The organism is Halomonas sp. A40-4, from assembly GCF_015767635.1.
GTDB lineage: Bacteria > Pseudomonadota > Gammaproteobacteria > Pseudomonadales > Halomonadaceae > Vreelandella > Vreelandella janggokensis.
This window is the reverse complement of sequence record NZ_CP065230.1, coordinates 917000-936295: the sequence shown is the minus strand read 5'-3', so window position 1 is coordinate 936295 and position 19296 is coordinate 917000. Positions and strand designations below refer to the sequence as shown.

The window sequence follows — 19296 nt, the reverse complement described above, 5'->3', positions numbered from 1 at the left end:
CCAGCAGAACACGTACCAGCGAAACAGCACCAGGAACATCGTTTTGCAGCGGTTTGTTATCGCTGGATCAGCCCGTTGGTCAGCCACGGCAGCCATGCGAGCAGCACCAGCGTGACCAGGGTTGCCAGCAAAAACGGCAGCAGTGCACGGAAGATTTTCAGCGGTGGTGCGCCGGTCATCGAAGAAGCGATAAACAGCCCGGCACCAACAGGGGGCGTTAACAGCCCCAATACCAAGGTCAGACATACCACGACGCCAAACTGATAAGGGCTGATGGCAAATTGCGTCTCGGCAATCGGCATCAGGATCGGCACCACAAGAATCAGCGCGGCGATACCGTCGATGACCATGCCCACCAGCAACAGTGCGCCAATCACCATGAGCAGGAAAATGAAGGGATTGGCAGTAAGGGCTGCGATCCACTCGGCCGCCATCTGTGGCAACTGTTCGTAGATCACCACCCAGCCAAATACGCCAGCGGCGGCAATCAGCATGATGACCAAACCGGCATTGACCGCCGTGCGTTTGAGCACTTGGGGCATTTGAACCAGACGTAGTTCGCCATACACAAAACGCCCCATGATCAAGGCCGCAAGCGAGGCCAACGCCGCCGACTCGGTGGGTGTGGCAATGCCCCACAGAATGCCGCCGATAATAATCACCGGAATCAGCATTGCTGGCAGCCCCCAAAGCGCATCGTGCACCGCCTGACGGCGACTGGGCCACTGGCCTTTGGGGTATTGCTGCACCAAGCCGACTAGCGCGATCACGATAAAGAAACTTGCTCCCAGCAGTAACCCCGGCAACAACCCGGCAATAAACATCTCGGCGATAGGTACCTGGGCCATTACTCCGAACAGCACAAACAGCATCGAGGGCGGGATGATCGGCGACAGCAGACCACCTGCCGCGGTAATCGCCGCGCTGTACGGCGTATCGTAGCCTTCCTCTTCCATGGCGGGCACCATGGCGCGGGACATGATAGCGATTTGCGACGCCGCCGAGCCGATAATGGCCGCCATCATCATGTTGGCGACCAGGTTGATATATGCCAGGCCTCCACGGAAACCGCCCACCAGAATTCGTGCCAGGGCGATCAAACGTCGGGTGAGACCGCCTTCGTTCATCAGCTCTCCAGCCAGCATGAATAGCGGGATCGCCAGCAGCCCATAGCTCTCGATGGCGCTGAATAATTGCTGCGGGTAAGACTCGAACAGCACGCTATTGCCCGACACATAGATATACACCATCGCTGTCAGTGCGAGCACCAGGGCAATCGGCACGGCACTGATCAGTAGCAGTACAAACACGACAATCGTCATAAGCGCTCCACCCGCATCATCGTAAGGTCTCGACCGTCGGTTCGTCGTCAGGGCGGCGCCACTGGGTGACGGACTGCCAGACGTTGGCCAGCCCATGCAGGGAGAGCGATAGCGCAAACCACGGCACGATCAACCAAACCCAGAACTTCTTCACGCCCAGCGTTGAGGTGTTCTCGGCGTATATGAAGTTGAAGGTCTGCCCCTGAAACGCGCCGGTGTCGAAGCCTAGTTGGGCGAGCGTGAAGGGCTGATACCAGCGCCAGCAAAGCCAAACGAGCAGCAGGGCAAACACCAGCACCATGGCATCCACCCAGAGGACGATCAGTTTTCGCCCGGCGCGGGGCAGCACATCGCTCAGCAGAGTCACCGCCACTCCCTGGCGACGCTTGAATACTGCGCCAGCAATCAGGAACGTCATCCAGATCATCGCGTAAATGGATAACTCACTTATCCAATAAAGCGGGTTACCCAGTACACGAAAGGCAATATTGATCAGGATCAAACACGTCACCGCCGCGGCCAGAGCGGCAGCGGCGGTTTCTTCAAAGCGGGCAAGCCCCGAGGAAAGGCGTTGCAACATGATCGTGGATGGTCCTCGTCAGTGGTCGAGTGGTTGGCTTGTCGGCGGTTTACTCGCGCAGGCGATCGGCTTCCTCGCGCAGGGTTTCCAGCATCGGCGCCTTGGGTGCCCAGATATCTTCCCACTCGGCAATCGCCTCGGCGAAAAACTCAGCATCCGCTTCGACGATATTGATATCCAGCGCACGGATCTCTTCTTCCTGAGCGGCGTCTTTTTGCTCAAAGCCTACCAGTACATTCTCCAGATGCTCGGCCATGGTCGTGTCGATCAGTTCACGGTCTTCTTCGGATAGCTCCCGCCATACACGCCCGGACACCACCCCCACCATGGGGAACATCATGTGATTGGAGATCAGCAGGTTATCGGCCTGCTCGTAGAATTTTAGAATCAGAATAGAGTCGAAATCCATATCGATGGCATCTACCTGACCGTTGGCCAGGGCATCGTACACTTCCAACAGCGGCATGGGCGCTGGGGCCGCACCGGTTGCCGTATAGAAATCACGGATTGGCTCAAATGGGGTAATCCGCAGGCGCAGGCCTTCCAGGTCATCAGCACTCTCGATAGGGTCACGGCTGAGCACCTGACGCATGCCCACCATACCGTAACCAACGCCGACCAGACCGACACCTTCCGGCATCAGGTCCAGCAGCTCGCCAGCAGCGTCTGAACGCAGCAAGCGAGCAGCGTGGTTGACGTCATCAACCAGATAAGGCGCATAAAGCGCGCCAAAGTCGGGAATCCGATTGGAGATTTCGGCAATGGTCAGGAAAGCCATGTCCAGCGCACCGCTTTGCAACTGCTGCACCATCTGCGCTTCGTTACCCAGTTGCTGGGCAGGGAAAACCGATACGCTATGCTCGCCATCAGAGCGCTCATGCAAGGTGTCGGCAAAGGCTTCCGCTTCGGTCGACCAGAGATGCTGGGCGGGGGTAATCAGTCCTAAACGAAAGTCGCGTGCCTGAGTGCTGAGTGACGCTGCCGCCAGCGTAGTCGCGGTAATGGCAAGGGTCAGCAGTTTACGATGGTTCATGTAGCGCCTCTTGTAATTTGCGTCGTGCCTGTTGCCCGGTACTTGTTGCCCAGTACTTGTTGCGCAGTACTTGTTGCATGGAACCTGCGCGTGGCACGGCATTATGATGAGAAGCCAAGAATACCCTACCCCAAGCGTTGAGGGCAGCCATCGCCACTAACGTCGTACCCGGCTTGCCTGCTTACTCGACTGATGCGAGATAGGCAGCCTTGAGCCGATAGAACTCTTCCACAATCGCCGCCATTTCATCGGCGTCATAGGGGCATAGCCCGCTGACGACCAACTTCTTGGAGCCTACCCCAACCGGCTCGCCCGCTGATTGAATGGCAAATTCGAGTAACGCATCGGCACGCTTGCCCTGCACATCCAGCGACGAGTCGCTGAGCGTCAATCCCGGCGATACAGCGTTCAGACGCTCCAGCGAAAACCCCATGCTGTCGTAGATCACCAATGGACGCTTGGGGTTGAACATGACCCCGTGCTGTTCCATGAGCGGCTTGAGGTAGTGGGGAAAATTCTTGCCCGAAAACGCTACGTAGCAGCGGGCAAACGCTTCTACTACCGAGGCATCGTTGGTCCACTCCCCCCGTCGGGTAACCTGTAAATAATGTTTACCGTCTTCACCGCATACGTGAAGCTCGCCATTTTCAGCTTCGCTGAACAACAGTGGTGTATCCGCGCCCACCATGCTGGTAAAACGAAACGTCATGTGCCGTGACAAACCAAATTTTGCCAACACCAGCGCAAAAAGAAGGTCCCCTGGCACACAGAAACGCCGCGCATCCGGATTATGGATCGGGTTGTAGTCCCCCGCGACGCCCTTGGCGAAGTGGCTGGCCTGCTCAGCGGAGATCACCACATACTCTCCGCGCTGCGTGTAAAATTCCTTGAACATGGCGTTGGCTGTCTGCTTAGCGTTGAAATCAAAAGTCGATGGCGGGCTTACGACGCGCATAATGCCATAAAACGTCGATCAGCAGGAGTCATCTGCAAGGAAGCCGTATGCCAAACCCGCGTCACCGCTCAAAACGTCTATCCCGCATCCTGGTTGTCACACTCTTGAGTGCTTTGACGGTAGTGCTTGTCTGGCTCATCGGCAGTACCTGGTTGCTCAACAGCCAGTGGCTGCCGCAGCAGATTTCCAGAATCGAAGGCGTCGAGGTGCGCTGGTCAACTGCCCAGAGCCTGCACCCTGGGCGCTGGGAGGTCGAAAATCTCTACCTCGCGCTTGAAGATGATCGAATCCCCGTCACCGTTGACGCCCGGCAAGCCACCCTTTCGTTGTCCTTGCTCGGTTTGCTGCGCGGCGAGCTGCATATCAAAGCGCTGGAGGCAAGCGGGCTTCGCCGCCTGACCGTTGGCGATATGGCGCTGGAAGCCGAGGGCCAGCTCAAGATCAAGGACACTCAGTTCAGTCGTGACGCCTTGGCCGTGCCCCATCTGTCGTTGGATATCCACCATGGGCGCTTGATGCGGCCAAGCGACCAGGCCACCCTGGCCCGAGATATCCAGTTAGACGCCAATGCCACTCTGAAAAGCGTATCCACCGCAAACATCCCACGCCATGAGCTTATTGCCAGTTTGCTTGGCGCCCTTTCAGCGCAGTTGACAATCGATGCTCAAGCCGATGCCTGGGACGTTTTCATGCCTTACCTGCAAGCGCTGCCCTGGCTGACGCTTGACGGTAACGGTGCGTTGAAAGGCGAGCTTGCGCTTGACGCTGGCACGTTACAGCCCGGTAGCCTGCTCACATTGACAGCCTCTGTCCTGCGTCTGTCAATGGATGAGCAACGCCTGACGCCCCATTCAAGCGACTCACCGCGCTGGATAACCCCTGATTCATCACCGTCGCTGCATACCGCTGTCGGCGAAGGGCACGTGCGCCTAGCAGCAGAAGGCGATGCGCTCACCTTTTCCACTCAGTTAAACGATGTGGTCCTGGCTGACAGCCAGCCCTATGCCGACGATACCCAGCTCCGCCTTGCTGCCCGCATTCCCAACCAGCGCCTGGACCGGCTGGATCTGCCGACGGGCGCCACGCTTGAACTACAAGGCCAGGTCAACCGGCTGGACATGCTTGACCGGTACCTGGCAGGCACCTTTGACGGCCAGGGTATTCGCCTTGACGGAAACGGGCAAATCGAAGCCAGTGTAACGCTTCGTGACGCCCGACCTTACCGTGCCTCGTTGTCGATTCAGGCACCAGAACTGTCGGCTCAACTGCTGGATATCAATGCTCAAGGAAGCGGCTCGCTGACGGCCCAGCTAACCCCCGAAGAGGCTATCGAGGCGACGCTTACGTTCATCGGCGCAACCCTGCGCCACCATGAGCGAACGCTGCTGACGGACGCCACCATCACCCTGAACACGCGCAGCCCGATTGATCCTGTGCAAGCGCGAGAAGACGCTACCGCCCGGCTTACCTGGCAATCCGCACGCCTGCCAGACATCAGCGTTCTGCAACCCTACCTGAGCGCGGTCTTGCCCGATCCTGCCCCGCTACAGCTGCTCAATGGCCAAGCCACCAGCCGCGGCCAGCTTGATATCACCACCCAGCAGATGCATGGCGATATCCATTTAGCCGGTGAGCAACTCACCACCCGATGGCAGCACGGCGAACAGAAAGGCACGCTGGAAAGCAATGCCCAGCTCACCCTGGTGATTCGTCAGGCAGCGCTCGACGGCACCGCACTGGATATCAGCGGTTCACGTTTGCGTTGGCAAGTCGCGGATACGGACGCTTCCACAGAGCAGCTACAGAGCACCCTGTTACTCAGAGAAGGCCGCTTCCAGCGCGCCGAAACTAATGACGCAAATCGGGTCAGCGGGGAATTTGCTCTGGAGGGCAGTGTGCAGCGGCTAGGTTTTTTGAATGCCTTCCTGCCCAGTGCTCACGGGTTAAGGCTTGCGGGCAACGGCCAGCTATTCGCTGAGGGCGCTTTCCGTGATGACCGCCTGCTGGCCCCAACTCGCCTCAGGGTCAACGCCAACCAGCTTGAGGTGGGCTTTTTAGACTATCTCGCCACCGGGCGCGGCGAGTTGACGGCTCAGTTGGATAGCGCCGAGCACGCCCAGCTTTCGCTGGGCATACCGCACTTTACACTCACGCGCCAGGATGACGACCAACCTCACCTTGAAGGGCGCCACTTCGCTCTCACGACGCAGACCGACCGTTTTAGTGAGGTGCTGGCATCGCCAGAGCCTGCCTACTTCACCACGCGTATCGCGCTGCCCATTACTCAGGTACCCGACTTCACCCGCTATAACCGCTATCTACCCGAAGAGGCGGGTATCCGTCTATTAGGCGGTCAGGCGAGCCTGACCAGCGAATGGCTGCTGGAAGGACTGACCGCCGAGGGCGAGATCAACCTGCGAGCCTTTGGCGCCGACCTGGCGCTGCTTGACCAGCGTCTCAAGGGCGATGTTGAACTGCATCTGCAACTTGACGAAGGTGACCTGGACGCACGGCGTTTTAACGCCGATGACTCGTTTCTGCGTCTGGAAAACGTGTTTCGTCACAGCGAAGATGGAGCTCAGGATGCCGGGTGGTGGGTGCAACTGAGCCTGGATAACGCACTGCTCGAGTGGCGCGACCCAATCAATCTCACCAGTGACCTCCGCCTTGGCATGCGTGATACCGGCTTACTCGCCCGACTCTTCTTGGCGCGCGCCCGTGAAAGCGGTTGGCTGGGCCGACTCTTGAACGTGCGTGATATCAACGGTGATGCGAAGCTGCACATCGACGGCGAGCGTATTCGCCTTTACGACCTGACGCTTACCGGCGGGCCTCTTCTACTGCTGGCCGACGTCACCCTGGCTGAGAAACAGGCCAATGGCGCGCTATATGCCCGCATTGGTGCCCTGGGAACAGGCGTCGAGCTGATCGACAGCGAGCCTGACCTGAAAGTATTTCAACCCAGGCGCTGGTTTGAGCGCTGGCGGGAGGCAACGCGTTTTCCCAAACCTTAACGACGGTTGCGCTCACGGCGAATCATCCTGACCCGCTCTTTGGCTTTTTGCGACGTGGAAAGTGGTGCCGTCGCGTCATCGTCGGTTTTGGGCGCTACGCTTACCCAGGCAAATACCGGCAGCGCCAGATGCCAGTGAATCGCCGCGATTCGCAACCCAAGGGTCACGCTTAGCGAGGCGGCGATGGTCAGGATAAGCGGCGCTTGAAGGGCGTCCAGCAGTACGTAAACCGTGCCTCCCGCCATCGCCGCCGTGGCGTAGATTTCTTCGCGTAGCACCATCGGCACCCGCTGGGCCAGCACATCGCGGATCATGCCGCCGGCCACCCCCGTCATCATTCCCATCAACACAGCGACAACACCGGATGTCCCCAGCAACAGCGCTTTGTGGGCGCCAATCACCGTAAACAAGGCCAGACCAAAGGCGTCCGCAATCGGTAAAAAGCCGCGTGAAAGGCGGTGGATATAGTGAAACCCCACCAGCGAGATGCCCACGGTGGCAAAAATGACCCACAGGTACGTTGGATCGGCCACCCAAAAAACCGGCCTGACGCCCAGCACCAGGTCGCGCAGCGTGCCGCCGCCAATCCCCGTGACGGCGGCCAGCACCAGCATGCCAAACGGGTCCATGCGCGAACGGCATGCCAGGACGACGCCAGACAAGGCAAAAACGATCACCCCCACCATATCCAGCCAGACAACAATACCCGACACGTGGCTCTCCTTTATTTCCGCCACTTTAAAGCAGGCAGAATAGCACTTACCTTGCTGACTCGAACACGGGCATAAAATCCCGGCGGGGCAACATCCTGTAAATTAAAGAGTTTTCGCAACCACTTTTAGAAAGACCCTTGACTGGCATCTGCGTTTGTATTTTTTGACATCACCCCACCGAGGGATCGTTGAAGAAACAGCATCGCCTTGGCGTCCTTTTTGGTTAAAATGGGCTAAAGCGCTTAAGCTCTCGTATCACGCTGCATCAACCATAGGTCGTGAGTATTGTTGTTGCCTTGAATCAGCAGAATGACCGCTATAAAAAACGAGGACGTTCGCCATGCTGCCCCGTGGGTTCGCCATACGCCATTTTATTCTGCTGATCGTCTCACTCATTGTGCTGGCGACACTCTCTAATGGCGTCAAAGCGGCAGCTCCACCTCAGCCGCTAATGGACTGGGAATACCGCTGGGGCGACTCGCCCCGGGATGCTAACGGCGAGCCTGAGTGGCTAGATGATGAATCCGCCGACTGGCTATCAACGGTGTCTCCCTCTAACCCACCGGGTCGCGAGGGGCATCAGCACCTTTGGTTACGCACGACATTGCCTGAGGGCGATTGGAACGACCCCGTCCTTTATATCACCAGTATCAATCTCATTGGCCAGGCCTACCTCGGTGATGAGCTGATTTATCAGTACGGGGAATTTGACGACCAGGGGCGAGGGGATTTTGCCGGCTGGCCTTGGCACATGATCGACCTGCCTGAAGACACTGCAGGCGAGCCACTGGCCTTCCGTCTATATTCCTACTACACCAGTATTGGTCTTTGGGGCGAAGTACAGGTAATGGAGCGTATTGATGTGCTCAAACACGTCATCCATGAGTCGGCCCAGGACCTTGGTGTCAGTGCGCTGGTATTGGTACTTGCCATTCTGGCCACTATTTTCGCCCTTATTGGGCCTGAAAGACGTGGTTTCCTGGCCACCGCACTGTTCGCCTACGCCTCTGGGCTGATGCTGCTTGCCGAGGCACCCGCCCGCCAGTTGATCGCCGATGGTCCCCTGGCTTGGGATATGCTTAGAGCAGGCAGCTACTACACCCTCCCGATCGCACTGGGGATGCTACTCAGCCATTGGCTTGAGGGAACGGCCAAACGCTGGATCAAACGACTCTGGGCCTTACACCTGGCTTACCTGGTGATGGCCATGGGCCTGGTGCAGTTAGGCATTATCAGCCTCTCGATCACCTTCCCGGTGTTTGATGTTCTGCTGGCCATCACCTTGCCTATTATGCTGTTGCTCGCCCTCTTTCGCTTTCGCCGACTCAATCTTGAACAGCGCTTGCTGGTACTGAGCTTCACCTTTTTTGCTCCGTTGCTACTTGCTGATATGGCCGTCGCTCATGGCTTTGTGGCCTGGCGAACGGTGCCGTTGAGCTATGGCAGTCTGGTTTTTTCCTTGGCTATTGCGGCCATCTTTTTGTGGCACTACCGACGTACCCAGCAACAACTGGCAATGGCCAACGAAACCCTTGAGCAGCAGGTGGCTGCACGGACAGAAGAACTTGGGCAGTTGGTTCGCGAGTTAGAGGGACTCTCGTTTGAAGACCCCCTGACCGGCCTTCACAACCGGCGCCATTTCAATACGGTATTCGATCACGAATGCCGGCGTGCTCAACAACATGGCACAAAAGTCTCGCTGTTAATGCTGGATATTGATCATTTCAAGGACATCAACGATTACTTTGGCCACGATGCAGGCGATGCGGTTCTGGTCAAAATGGCCTCTTTACTCACTCAACACTTCGTGGATCTGGGCATGGTCTGCCGAATCGGGGGCGAAGAATTTGTCGCTCTCCTCCCGGATACCTCTGCCAAAACAGCCGAGTCCAGCGCCAATACACTGTTAGCCTCAATTGCCCAATGCGCTTGCGACCACCAGGGAACCACACTCAGACGGATCACACTGTCTTGCGGCATCGCCACCTACCCCGACCACACTCATGACCCGCATAAGCTTCTTCGACTCGCTGATGAAGCGCTTTATCATGCCAAACGCAGCGGCCGTAACCGCTGCGTGGTATGGTCCGAGTCATTCGAGGAACATGGCTTTATAATCGGCAGGCGGCAAACACAGTAATCATCGTCACCGCCATCCAGGCGGCTGCCCAATCTAAGGGGAATCGGTCGCCAGGAAGTGATCAATAAACACGCTGTAGTCCTGCTCGACGCAGTCAGCGTAAGCCATCGCCAGGGTCGACACGACATCCACAAACTTTTCTTCACGCCCTTTAAGCCGCTGACAAACCGCCATGGCAAACGGCCGGTGATCCCCGTTATTCAGCGCTTGCGCACCGCGCAGGTGTTCCCGGGCGAGGATCTGCCCCCACTGCTGCGCGAGCTTGCGATATGGCTTGCCACCGGACAGCTTGTGGGTGGGGAAGTCCTTCTTGAAGGGAGAGCGCTCACGGACCGAAAATACCTTTTCATTCATGGTGAGCCAACCCAGATAGGCATCCGGATGTTCCGCAATGGCATGAAATGCTGCCGCATGGCGAATACCTTCATTGGGGAATAGCCTCCGCCATACTTGCTTTTGGGGCTTGTCCATAAAGCGATACGCTTCCGGGGTCACCTGCTCTTTAACATCCAGAATGATGTCGTCGTGTTCATGATCAGCGCCCCCTTCAATCAACACATAGTAGCGCTCCACCCCGAGCGAACCGGTGCCCGCATCTAACCGGCGAGCCGTGTCTTTTACGCGGAAATGACGGGGATCGCTCTCTTTTATCGGATCCTGAAGCGTTTGCTGGTATTCCTGCTCGATCAGCCGACGCAACTGACTGGCCAGGTCTGCTGGCAAGTTGGCTAGTTTTCCGGGACGTTCCGCAAACCGACGGCCATGCTGGTCGTCAAGGGTGGTCCACTTTTCCAGCATCCGCGCACGGCTTTGCTTATCCGCCACCTTGCTCATGAAAGGTTTCAACTGCCCTTTTGCGCTATCCAGCGTCACCGCCTCTATGCGTACATCATCGGTGTGATCTGCCAAGGTGTGATAGTAACTTTCCAATAGCTTGTTTAGCGCTTTATCAATGGCCTTGGGGCTAAGTTCAACATTTTCACGGCCATCCAATACCACGCTGATGGCCAGCCGCCACAAGTCATACTGGTAGTCGCCGATCAGCGCATCGTCAAAATCGTCCATACCGTAGCGCACTTGGTCATCATGATGACCGTAGGCACCAAAGTTGTAGACATGGGCGTCACCTTGCAGCCAGGTCTGGGTATTGGGCCAACCCCCAAATAACGCAAAGCGCCAGTCGTGCCATACGTCTTGCCAATACAAATGATTGGTACCCCGAAAGAAACGATACGGCGACGCCGCCATCTTGGCGTATTTGGCTTGGCGGGTCGCCGCGGCCAGCGGCGCGTTGACCTGCTGGATGGCTTCAATCACTTGCTGAGGGCGATTGTGTCCCGTTAGTGCATGACTCATCGCGATGCCTTTGTCGGTGCGTAAATGCTATTCACCCTAAGCATAGGCGACAAACGTTAAGAGATTAAGTCACCGTCCTTAATACCTTGCCTATTCAGGTGGGGGCAGCCACGGGCGGCAATACGCCCCTAACGCCTCAACTGCCGTGACATCACCGTGACGGTTTCGCCCCGGTACTCAAGGCTTTCTACATCTTGCCACCCCAAATGCCGATAGAGCGACTGCTGATCAGGGGTGTAGAGATAGAAGTGCTCGATGCCGTTCTCAACGGCCTCTGCTTCTACCCGGCGCACCAATGCAGACGCAATACCCCGCCCCCGCCACTCGGGCACGACAAATACTGAGGCCAGCCAGGGGGCAAGTTCACGGCGGATGCTCATGTCATCGGCAATCAGGCTGGCGGTTCCTACCGGGGTTTCGCCTTGCATGGCGACAAAGATGGAAGGCACCCCAGCCTGACCACATTCGGCTTTTAAACGTTCAATAGCCTGTTCTGGGGTGAGGCCAGGGTGTAAATGCCCCCAGGTTGCAAATGTCCAGCCCGCGACGATTTCAGCATTTGGATCGTCAGCACTCAGTCGCTGAAGGGCGATATCGCTTTGCATAAATGACGCTCTACCTTGTTTAGCACAAACGAATACATTAGCGATTTATGGGAAGGCTGACCAGCGCCGACACTTCTCAACCCGCCGCTGGTCAGAGATTTTGACGGCAAGATCATCAGATGAAGTCAGGCTTCATCACATCCAATCGATACGCTCTGACACGGCCTAAAACCCAGGATCAAAAGGTAGGCTCACCACGCTATTGGCCTAACGCTAGATTAGGGCTGATCAACCTCTTAGGTGCTAGTCTGTTAATCAAATGGCGTTGGATACAGCTCACGAATGCAACCTTTATTAAGACGTACACATCGTCTTGCATTGGCAACAATTGCCCCACGAGTTTTTGCCTTTTGCCATACCTTCGGGCTAACCGTATGGATCGCTGTCGTAGAAGACAGCGGCTGGACGCTTATTCTGCCAGGGATGTTGCTGCTGCTGTGGCCCGGCGTCGCCTACGCGCTTGCGGCAAACGCTCAGAATTCGAAGCGTGCCGAGTTCAGGAATCTCCTCTTCGACAGCCTGCTGTTTGGTTTTTGGTGCAGCGTGCTGGATTTTTATGCGTTAGCCACCATTACCATCGGGCTTGCTTGCCTGATGAACAATTTAGTGGTCGGCGGACTTAGGAAGATGATGGTTTCAGCCCTACTTTTTATCGTCGCGGCCCTGATTGGAAGTGCCTTGACAGGGTTTACTTTTCGACCTTATGTGAGTAACAACTTAGACATCTACCAGTGGGCGGGAGCAGTGGTCTATTTTCTAACCATTGGTCGCGTCACGTACAGTCAGAATCGTCAGATTGGCCGTAGCATTGGCGAGATTAAGTTTCAGAACCGGGTTTTTCACGCCCTGTTGGATCTCGGAGCGGTCGCCAATCGCGCGATCAATATCCACTCCCTGCTCAATGACTCTTTAAACCACCTACATACTCACTTTCCCGGCTACGGCTTTGCCGTTTTTCTCCAGGAACCGCAACGCTCTGAAATAACACGCTACGCGGCTGTTGCGGGGCTAAGCCCAAAAGATGAACAACGCCTGAAGCGCTTATTGGCCAGCGTTCATGAGCAAAGAGAACATCCGGTCAAACTGCCACAAACAGAAGAAGGTGAGAACCTCTATATAATGCCCATGGGAGCCCGTTTAAGCATGTACCAAGGTTGGCTGTTCGTGAAAGCTCCCAACCGGGACGATGGCTTGGAGCAAATACTCTCCCTCTTTGCCGACCAGTTGGCGGCCGCTACCGAAAATAAATTGCTGCATTTGGAACTGAAGAAAACCGCTGAGCGTGACGGGCTCACCGGCCTTTATAACCGAGGATTTCTGGAATCGGCGCTGCAGATGAGTATCCAGAGCAAGGCCCAGACGCCAAACCTGGATTTTGCTGTGCTGATGTTGGATGTCGATAGACTCAAGGAAGTGAACGACCATCATGGGCATGTCGCAGGCGACCAACTGATTGCCAGCGTTGCCAGGTATCTGCAACGTCACTGCCGAGACAGTGACGTACTGGCACGCTATGGTGGCGATGAGTTCGTCATTCTGTTTCCCTCTGCCGACCTGGCAGCAGCCAAGCGTATGGCCAGTCTGATCCGGGAACACCTTCCCGACCAGCGCTGTACCATCGACACTGCCAACGGCGAACGCGAAGAACTGGCGCTTCATGTAAGCTTGGGATGCGCAAGCTCCAGCGAAGCGCCTGCCCAGCAGGTATTTGCTCTGGCAGATGAGCGCATGTACGAAGACAAAAGCCTGCGCCGCAAACCCAATACAGGTGGGCCTGGAGCAACGAGGAGGCCCTCCATATAGAGGTTTTCTCATTAACCACTGTTCAGCGGCTGCCCCCACTTATCTCCATGCACAAGTTCACTTAATGGTAGGCGAGAGCGCCAGCCTTTGGCTTCAAGCTCAGGCTGGTCTAAAAACTCGCTCACGTAGCCAAGACAGAGATACGCCAGCGGGTAAACATGCTCAGGCAGGCTTAACGCCGTGCTCAGCTGTTCCTGGTCAAGAATACTCACCCAACCAACGCCAATCCCTTCCGCCCGCGCTGCCAGCCAGAGGTTTTGCACCGCCAAACAAGTGCTAAACAGGTCGGTTTCCACAATGCTATTGCGCCCTAGCACATGGGGGCCGCCCCGGCTTCGGTCACAGGTGATACAGAGATTAATTGGACTTTCCATAATCCCTTGCAGCTTAAGGCTTCGATAATGCGCTTTACGCTCGCCTTCAAAGCGCTCGGCGGCCTTCTGGTTCTCCTGTTCGAACATTGCCAGCACCGTTTCCCTGACGTCGCGACTTTCAATCACGATGAAATCCCATGGCTGCATAAAGCCAACGGAAGGCGCATGGTGCGCGGCCTCCAACAGGCGGGTCAGCACGTCAGGGGGGATCCGGTCAGGCAGAAACTGAGAGCGCACATCGCGCCGTTTAAAGATGGCGCGGTAGAGCCCGCGCCGCTCAGCATCGGAAAAAGCGTTATTCGAGGTGGTCATTAAGCTGCTCGGGTCTTTGGCTGGTCGGTTTTAAAGACAGTTAAGAGTCTACACGAGGTCAAGCCAGCCGCCATCGCAGCGGGTTTGTTTGACGTAAAACGCCTCTCTATGACTCAAACACCGCCAGGAACTGCCTGAGCAGGTCATCCAGTTGCTCTCGTTGCTCTTTACTCAGGCCACTCACCAGCTGCGCCTGGGTTTCCACATGGGCGGCCACGGCTTCGTCGATCAAATCAAACCCACGCTGGGAAAGAGAAATGAGAAAACCACGGCCATCGTCGGGGTTTTTAACCCGCTCAATCAAACCCGCCTTTTCCAGCTGGTTGATACGGTGGGTCATGGTGCCCGACGTCACCATCGTGGATGCCATCAAATCACCCGGCGATAGCGCGTAGGGTTCCCCCTCTCTGCGAAGGGTCGCCAGAACGTCAAAACTGGCATCCGTCAGGCCGTATTCCGCCCAGGTCTTCTCCATTGCACGCATGAAGGTGTGGTTCAGCCGCTTGACCCGCCCGATGGTACCCATCGGCACAACGTCGAGGTCGGGCCTCTCCTGCCGCCACTGTTTGAGAATGTTGTCTACATGATCCATAAGCGTATTTTGCGCCTGACTAGCTTGACGTCAAGATTAATCGCACATATCTTGATATCAAGATACTTTCAAAAACGGTACGAATGAGAACTTCGCCAATGACGCTTTCAAGCACTGCCCGCACAACCCCCCCATGCAAAAGCGCTTGGCTTGCCCCACTGGTATACCTGTTAGCCGGTGGCGCTTTGCTGGGTCTGTCGACCAATTTGGCGAAACTAGCCGGTGATATTCAGCTATCAGCGCTCGCGTTTCTGTTCTGGTCGATTTCAGGGGCGGCACTCATTTTGTTGGTTCTTGCCGCCTTCCGCCGTAATCTACCGCCTGTTAACCGTCGCACCGTCAAGTATTACGCCATGTCAGGACTGCTCGGCGTAGCGGGTGCCAACCTACTCTTCTTCACTGCCATCCCCCATGTGGGTGCCGGTTTCGTGGCATTGATCATCACCCTGCCACCGCTACTCACCTACCTCGGCGCACTAGCGTTAAACATGGAACGGTTCCAGGTGTTGCGTGCGGCCGGGGTCGTATCAGCCCTGGCAGGGGCCATCACCCTGGCCTTTCATAAGCTTTCTGCGCCTGATGCCGATTACCTCTGGATTCTCCTCGCTTTAATCGGCCCGGTGCTGCTGGCCATCGGTAATCTTTACAGAACCTTGCGCTGGCCAGAAGGTGTATCCAGCGATGCGCTGGCGCCGGGGATGCTCATCGCCGCCGCCATCATTCTACTCAGCGTGGGTTTTCTGCCGGACTTCTCGCTGCAAGTTCCGACAGGCCGCTCCCTGCCGATCATACTGATTGCCGTTCAAGCGGTCGTCTTCGCAGGCCAGTTCTTGCTGCTTTTCCTGCTACAGAAAAGTGGCGGGCCAGTGTTTCTGAGCCTACTGGGTTCCGTCGGCGCCGTGGTGGGTGTACCCGTCGCCATTCTGCTGCAGGGAGAAACCACCCCCGAAGGCCTGCTACCAGGCGCCCTGCTGATTGGTGGAGGGATTGCCCTGCTCAACATTGGCAAAGCCAAGCAACTTAACTAAGTTACCCAAGAGAGACATATCATGAAGGTTGCAATATTGAGCGCTGCTGGCGATGCCGGCACGCGCCTTTAATCTTCAAACCCGAGCTACTTGAATGGGTTAGAAAATGCTCCGCTCCATATAGTGAGTTCCGCCTTCGGTTTTGAGAATGCGAAACCCCATACGCTCGTATAAAGCAGTTGCCGGGTTGATAGAAAATACGCGTAGTCTAAGTAAGTCAACGTTCGCTTGTTGGGCGATTGCCATTGCGTATCGGATTGCTGCGGTACCCAGGCCCTGTCGCTGCCATTTCTGATCAATTTGCAGTTCTCGAATATAGTAAGCACCTGCCTCACGATTTAAGCATAACAAACCAACTGGGCAAGCGTTTACGACTAACGCATAGCTATCAAACTCGTCCCAGTTTTTATCGAACAAGTCAGGATCCCAGTGCATATCCAGGTGCTTATAGTAGGCAGACATGTTCTGACGAATGATGTTTTCCGCGAACGCTTTGTCGTCGGTTCGACGAATAATGGCTTCCATATGCGAATCTCTAGGCGTCAGTTACCCGAGATATCTTGGACTTATCGTATGCAAAACGCCAAGGCATGGCCTTGGCGTTTTGGTTGCTAGCTTAGCTTAAGCCCTTACCCCAACTGAAACGGGTAAACAGGCCCGATCTTGAGCAATTGGGTAAGCTCATCCAGCGCGACCAGAGATTCTTCCGCGAGCTGCGGGTCGGCCAAATCATCCGGGGCGAGGCGGTCGCGGTAGTGGCGATTTACCCAAGCGGTCAGATCATCGTAAAGCGCATCGGTGAGCAGTACGCGGCCGGTAAGCGCAGCTCGTTCTGCCTCGGAAAGAGCCACACGCAGGCGCAGGCAGGCAGGGCCGCCGCCGTTGCGCATGCTCTGCTTGACGTCCTTGACCATCACCTCACTGATCGGATTATTCCCCGCCAGCAGGTAGTCCTGGATGGTACGCCATACCGCCTCGCGCTCCTGGCATTCGCCGGGCACCACCAGGGTCATGGTGCCATCCGGATTGGAGAGCAGTTGTGAGTTGAACAGATAAGACGCGACCGCATCTTCCATACTCACCGCCTCTACGGGTACCCGCACGGGAATTAATGGCGTGGCCATTTTGGCGCGAAGTTCTTCAAGTGTGCCCTCTTCATCCAGGAAAGCCATTTCGTGATAGAGCAGCACGGGGCCGTTGCCCACAGCGATGACATCGTTATGGAACACACCTGCGTCGATGGCGTCCGGATGCTGTTGGGCAAATACGGTTTGCGACACCGTCAATCCGTGCTGACGGGCCACCGCCTGGCTGGCTTCCAGGGTTTGCCGGGCAGGATAACGCTTGGGTTCGCGCTCGCCGCTTCGCACGTCACCAAACGCCTGGCGGCCATACACAAACAGGTGCACGCCGGGTTCGCCGTACTCACCGCATAGGCGGGTGTGATTGGCCGCGCCCTCATCGGAAAAGGCCGGGGTGGCGGGCAGCACCGGGTGGTGCGCGAAATGCCGTTCGTCGCGGAAGATCGCTTGCAGCACACGCCCCGTCGTTTGCGGCTCCAGGTAGCGGTGGAAGCTAGACTGCAGGTTGGCCGGCGTAAAATGTACCCGAGTGTCCGGTGAATCCATGCTGGGCGTGATGGTACCCGCGTTGGCGGTCCACATGCTGGACGCGGAGCAGACCGCGCGGAGCAGCTGCGGCGCCTCTTTGGCAGCACAGGCCAATACCTCACGGTTGCTGCCGCTAAAGCCCAGATCGCGCAGCGCACCGATATCCGGCCGCTGCTGGGGTGGCAGAACGCCCTGGGCATAGCCCGCGTCCATCAGCGACTTCATCTTCAAGAGCCCCTGCAGCGCGCCCTCTTTGGGGCTGGACACCAGGCCGCCGTGGCTCATCGAGGCCACGTTACCCATGGCCAGGCCCGAGTAATTATGGGTCGGGCCGACCAGGCCATCGAAATTGACTTCCTGGACGTTGCTGATGGTCGCCGTGTTCATAAGCTGACCCCCGGCGGCAAGGTGTCGGGCATTTCCAGGCTGTCGGCTTCCATGGAAGCCACCGGGTAGGCGCAGTAATCCGCCGCATAGTAGGCGCTGGGGCGGTGGTTGCCACTATCCCCTACGCCACCGAAGGGCGCGTCACCGGACGCACCGGTCGTCTGACGGTTCCAGTTGACGATCCCGGCGCGAATGCGCAGCAGGAAGTCGTCCCAGTCGGCTTGATCGCCGCCAATTAACCCGGCGGAAAGCCCGTAACGGGTGTTGTTGGCAAGTTGTACCGCTTCATCCCAGTCGCCATAGCGGTGGATTTTCAGCAGCGGGCCGAAGTGCTCCTCGTCGGGCACGTCCAAGCCGGTCACGTCGATCAGCGCGGGGCTGAGCAGGCTGGTGTTGTCCTGTAGACGCTGCATACGATTGATCACCGTGCCGCCCATGGACTCCAGCTCATCCTGGGCCTTGAGCAGGCCATCCGCGGCCGCCACGCTGACCAAGCCCCCGAAAAACGGCGCAGGTTCTTCTTCGAACTGGCCCGCCACGTGCAGCTTGGCGATAGCGTCTGACAGCGCGTCGATCAGCCTGTCACCGACCTCGCCCTTAGGCACCATCAAGCGCCGCGCGCAGGTACAGCGCTGGCCGCCGGAGAGAAACGCCGACTGCAGAATGCTCAGCACCGCGGCGCGCTCATCTTCCACGTCTTTCACCACCAGCGGATTGTTACCGCCAAGCTCCAGCGCGAGGATTTTATCCAGTTGACCGGCAAACTGCTGGTGGAGCATGCCGCCCACCTTGGCGCTACCGGTAAACAGCAGGCCATCAATATCAGGGTTAGCTGCCAACGCCTGACCAACCGGCACACCGCCCTGCACCAGGTTGATGACGCCTGCGGGCAGACCGGCTTCCAGCCAGCACTGCAGGGTCAAGTCGGCGGTCAGCGGCGTCTGGTCGCTGGGCTTGAAGACGACACAGTTTCCCGCCAACAGCGCGGGCACCATATGGCCGTTGGGCAGATGACCCGGGAAATTGTAGGGACCGAACACCGCCATCACGCCGTGGGGGCGATGGCGCAGCACGGCTTTGGCGCTACCGACGTCTTTTTCCCGTTCGCCGGTGCGCTCATGGTAAGCCTTGAGTGAAAGCGCCACTTTACCGATCATCGCGCCCGCTTCGGTGCGCGCTTCCCAGAGCGGCTTGCCGGTCTCGGAGGCAATGGCGACAGCCAGCGCTTCGCGGCGGGCGGTCAGCACCTCGACAAAACGCTCGACCAGCGCCTGGCGGTCGGCAAACGGCGTGCGCGCCCAGTCGGGAAAGGCGCTACGTGCGGCGCTGACGGCTGAGGCGACCTGCTCACCGGAGGCTTCCGCCCCTTGCCAAAGCAGTGCCCCGGAAACCGGGTCAACCTTCGTCAAAGTGGCTGCTTCGCCAGCTACCCAGGCGCCGTTGATCAGTTGCTGCTGTTGGGCGTGCATATA

16 protein-coding genes are annotated in these 19296 nt (G+C 57.3%); 4 read left to right on the top strand and 12 right to left on the bottom strand.

Annotation, left to right across the window (positions count from 1 at the left end):
• Positions 1 to 56: 56 nt before the first annotated feature.
• From IT895_RS04435 to IT895_RS04420, 4 genes are all read right to left on the bottom strand, one after another.
• Positions 57 to 1322, bottom strand: a complete 1266-nt coding sequence (locus IT895_RS04435; RefSeq protein WP_199284818.1) for a TRAP transporter large permease — start codon at positions 1320 to 1322, stop codon at positions 57 to 59.
• Between the two features lie 16 nt (positions 1323 to 1338).
• Positions 1339 to 1902, bottom strand: coding sequence for a TRAP transporter small permease (locus IT895_RS04430; protein WP_199284817.1), 564 nt, complete (start codon positions 1900 to 1902; stop codon positions 1339 to 1341).
• A gap of 49 nt (positions 1903 to 1951) precedes the next feature.
• Complete coding sequence (locus IT895_RS04425; protein ID WP_085917850.1) at positions 1952 to 2935, bottom strand: TRAP transporter substrate-binding protein; 984 nt, start codon at positions 2933 to 2935, stop codon at positions 1952 to 1954.
• 181 nt (positions 2936 to 3116) lie between these two features.
• Positions 3117 to 3830: a DUF3581 family protein gene (locus IT895_RS04420; protein ID WP_085917904.1), complete on the bottom strand. Its 714-nt coding sequence runs from the start codon at positions 3828 to 3830 to the stop codon at positions 3117 to 3119.
• A gap of 107 nt (positions 3831 to 3937) precedes the next feature.
• Here IT895_RS04420 and IT895_RS04415 point away from each other — a divergent pair, with 107 nt between their 5' ends.
• Complete coding sequence (locus tag IT895_RS04415) at positions 3938 to 6904, top strand: hypothetical protein (RefSeq protein WP_199284816.1); 2967 nt, start codon at positions 3938 to 3940, stop codon at positions 6902 to 6904.
• On the opposite strand, the gene IT895_RS04410 is transcribed toward IT895_RS04415, so the two are convergent.
• Positions 6901 to 7617, bottom strand: a complete 717-nt coding sequence (locus tag IT895_RS04410; RefSeq protein ID WP_085917852.1) for a trimeric intracellular cation channel family protein — start codon at positions 7615 to 7617, stop codon at positions 6901 to 6903. The genes IT895_RS04415 and IT895_RS04410 overlap by 4 nt on opposite strands.
• 340 nt (positions 7618 to 7957) lie before the next feature.
• Here IT895_RS04410 and IT895_RS04405 point away from each other — a divergent pair, with 340 nt between their 5' ends.
• Positions 7958 to 9757, top strand: coding sequence for a GGDEF domain-containing protein (locus IT895_RS04405; protein WP_199284815.1), 1800 nt, complete (start codon positions 7958 to 7960; stop codon positions 9755 to 9757).
• A gap of 33 nt (positions 9758 to 9790) precedes the next feature.
• On the opposite strand, the gene IT895_RS04400 is transcribed toward IT895_RS04405, so the two are convergent.
• Positions 9791 to 11113: a DUF2252 domain-containing protein gene (locus IT895_RS04400; protein ID WP_199284814.1), complete on the bottom strand. Its 1323-nt coding sequence runs from the start codon at positions 11111 to 11113 to the stop codon at positions 9791 to 9793.
• 128 nt (positions 11114 to 11241) lie between these two features.
• Complete coding sequence (locus IT895_RS04395) at positions 11242 to 11718, bottom strand: GNAT family N-acetyltransferase (RefSeq protein WP_199284813.1); 477 nt, start codon at positions 11716 to 11718, stop codon at positions 11242 to 11244.
• Between the two features lie 282 nt (positions 11719 to 12000).
• On the opposite strand from IT895_RS04395, the gene IT895_RS04390 reads away from it, so the two are divergent.
• Complete coding sequence (locus IT895_RS04390) at positions 12001 to 13521, top strand: sensor domain-containing diguanylate cyclase (RefSeq protein WP_199284812.1); 1521 nt, start codon at positions 12001 to 12003, stop codon at positions 13519 to 13521.
• Between the two features lie 11 nt (positions 13522 to 13532).
• Here IT895_RS04390 and bluB read toward each other — a convergent pair whose 3' ends face one another.
• Together bluB and IT895_RS04380 are read right to left on the bottom strand one after the other, a co-directional pair.
• The gene (bluB, locus tag IT895_RS04385; protein ID WP_199284811.1) at positions 13533 to 14207 is read right to left on the bottom strand and encodes a 5,6-dimethylbenzimidazole synthase; all 675 of its coding nucleotides are present in this window, start codon (positions 14205 to 14207) and stop codon (positions 13533 to 13535) included.
• A 106-nt stretch (positions 14208 to 14313) separates the two neighbouring features.
• Positions 14314 to 14799, bottom strand: coding sequence for a MarR family winged helix-turn-helix transcriptional regulator (locus IT895_RS04380; RefSeq protein WP_085917858.1), 486 nt, complete (start codon positions 14797 to 14799; stop codon positions 14314 to 14316).
• Positions 14800 to 14897: 98 nt separating this feature from the next.
• Between IT895_RS04380 and IT895_RS04375 the strand changes: the two genes are divergently transcribed.
• Entirely contained in the window at positions 14898 to 15827 is a 930-nt protein-coding gene (locus IT895_RS04375) for a DMT family transporter (RefSeq protein WP_085917859.1), read from the top strand.
• 99 nt (positions 15828 to 15926) lie between these two features.
• On the opposite strand, the gene IT895_RS04370 is transcribed toward IT895_RS04375, so the two are convergent.
• From IT895_RS04370 to astD, 3 genes are all read right to left on the bottom strand, one after another.
• Positions 15927 to 16352, bottom strand: a complete 426-nt coding sequence (locus IT895_RS04370) for a GNAT family N-acetyltransferase (RefSeq protein ID WP_085917860.1) — start codon at positions 16350 to 16352, stop codon at positions 15927 to 15929.
• A 104-nt stretch (positions 16353 to 16456) separates the two neighbouring features.
• Positions 16457 to 17824, bottom strand: a complete 1368-nt coding sequence (gene astB / locus IT895_RS04365) for an N-succinylarginine dihydrolase (RefSeq protein ID WP_199284810.1) — start codon at positions 17822 to 17824, stop codon at positions 16457 to 16459.
• On the bottom strand, positions 17821 to 19293 hold the full coding sequence (gene astD, locus IT895_RS04360) for a succinylglutamate-semialdehyde dehydrogenase (RefSeq protein ID WP_199284809.1): 1473 nt from the start codon (positions 19291 to 19293) through the stop codon (positions 17821 to 17823). Before astD ends, astB begins: the two co-directional genes overlap by 4 nt.
• Positions 19294 to 19296: the final 3 nt, after the last annotated feature.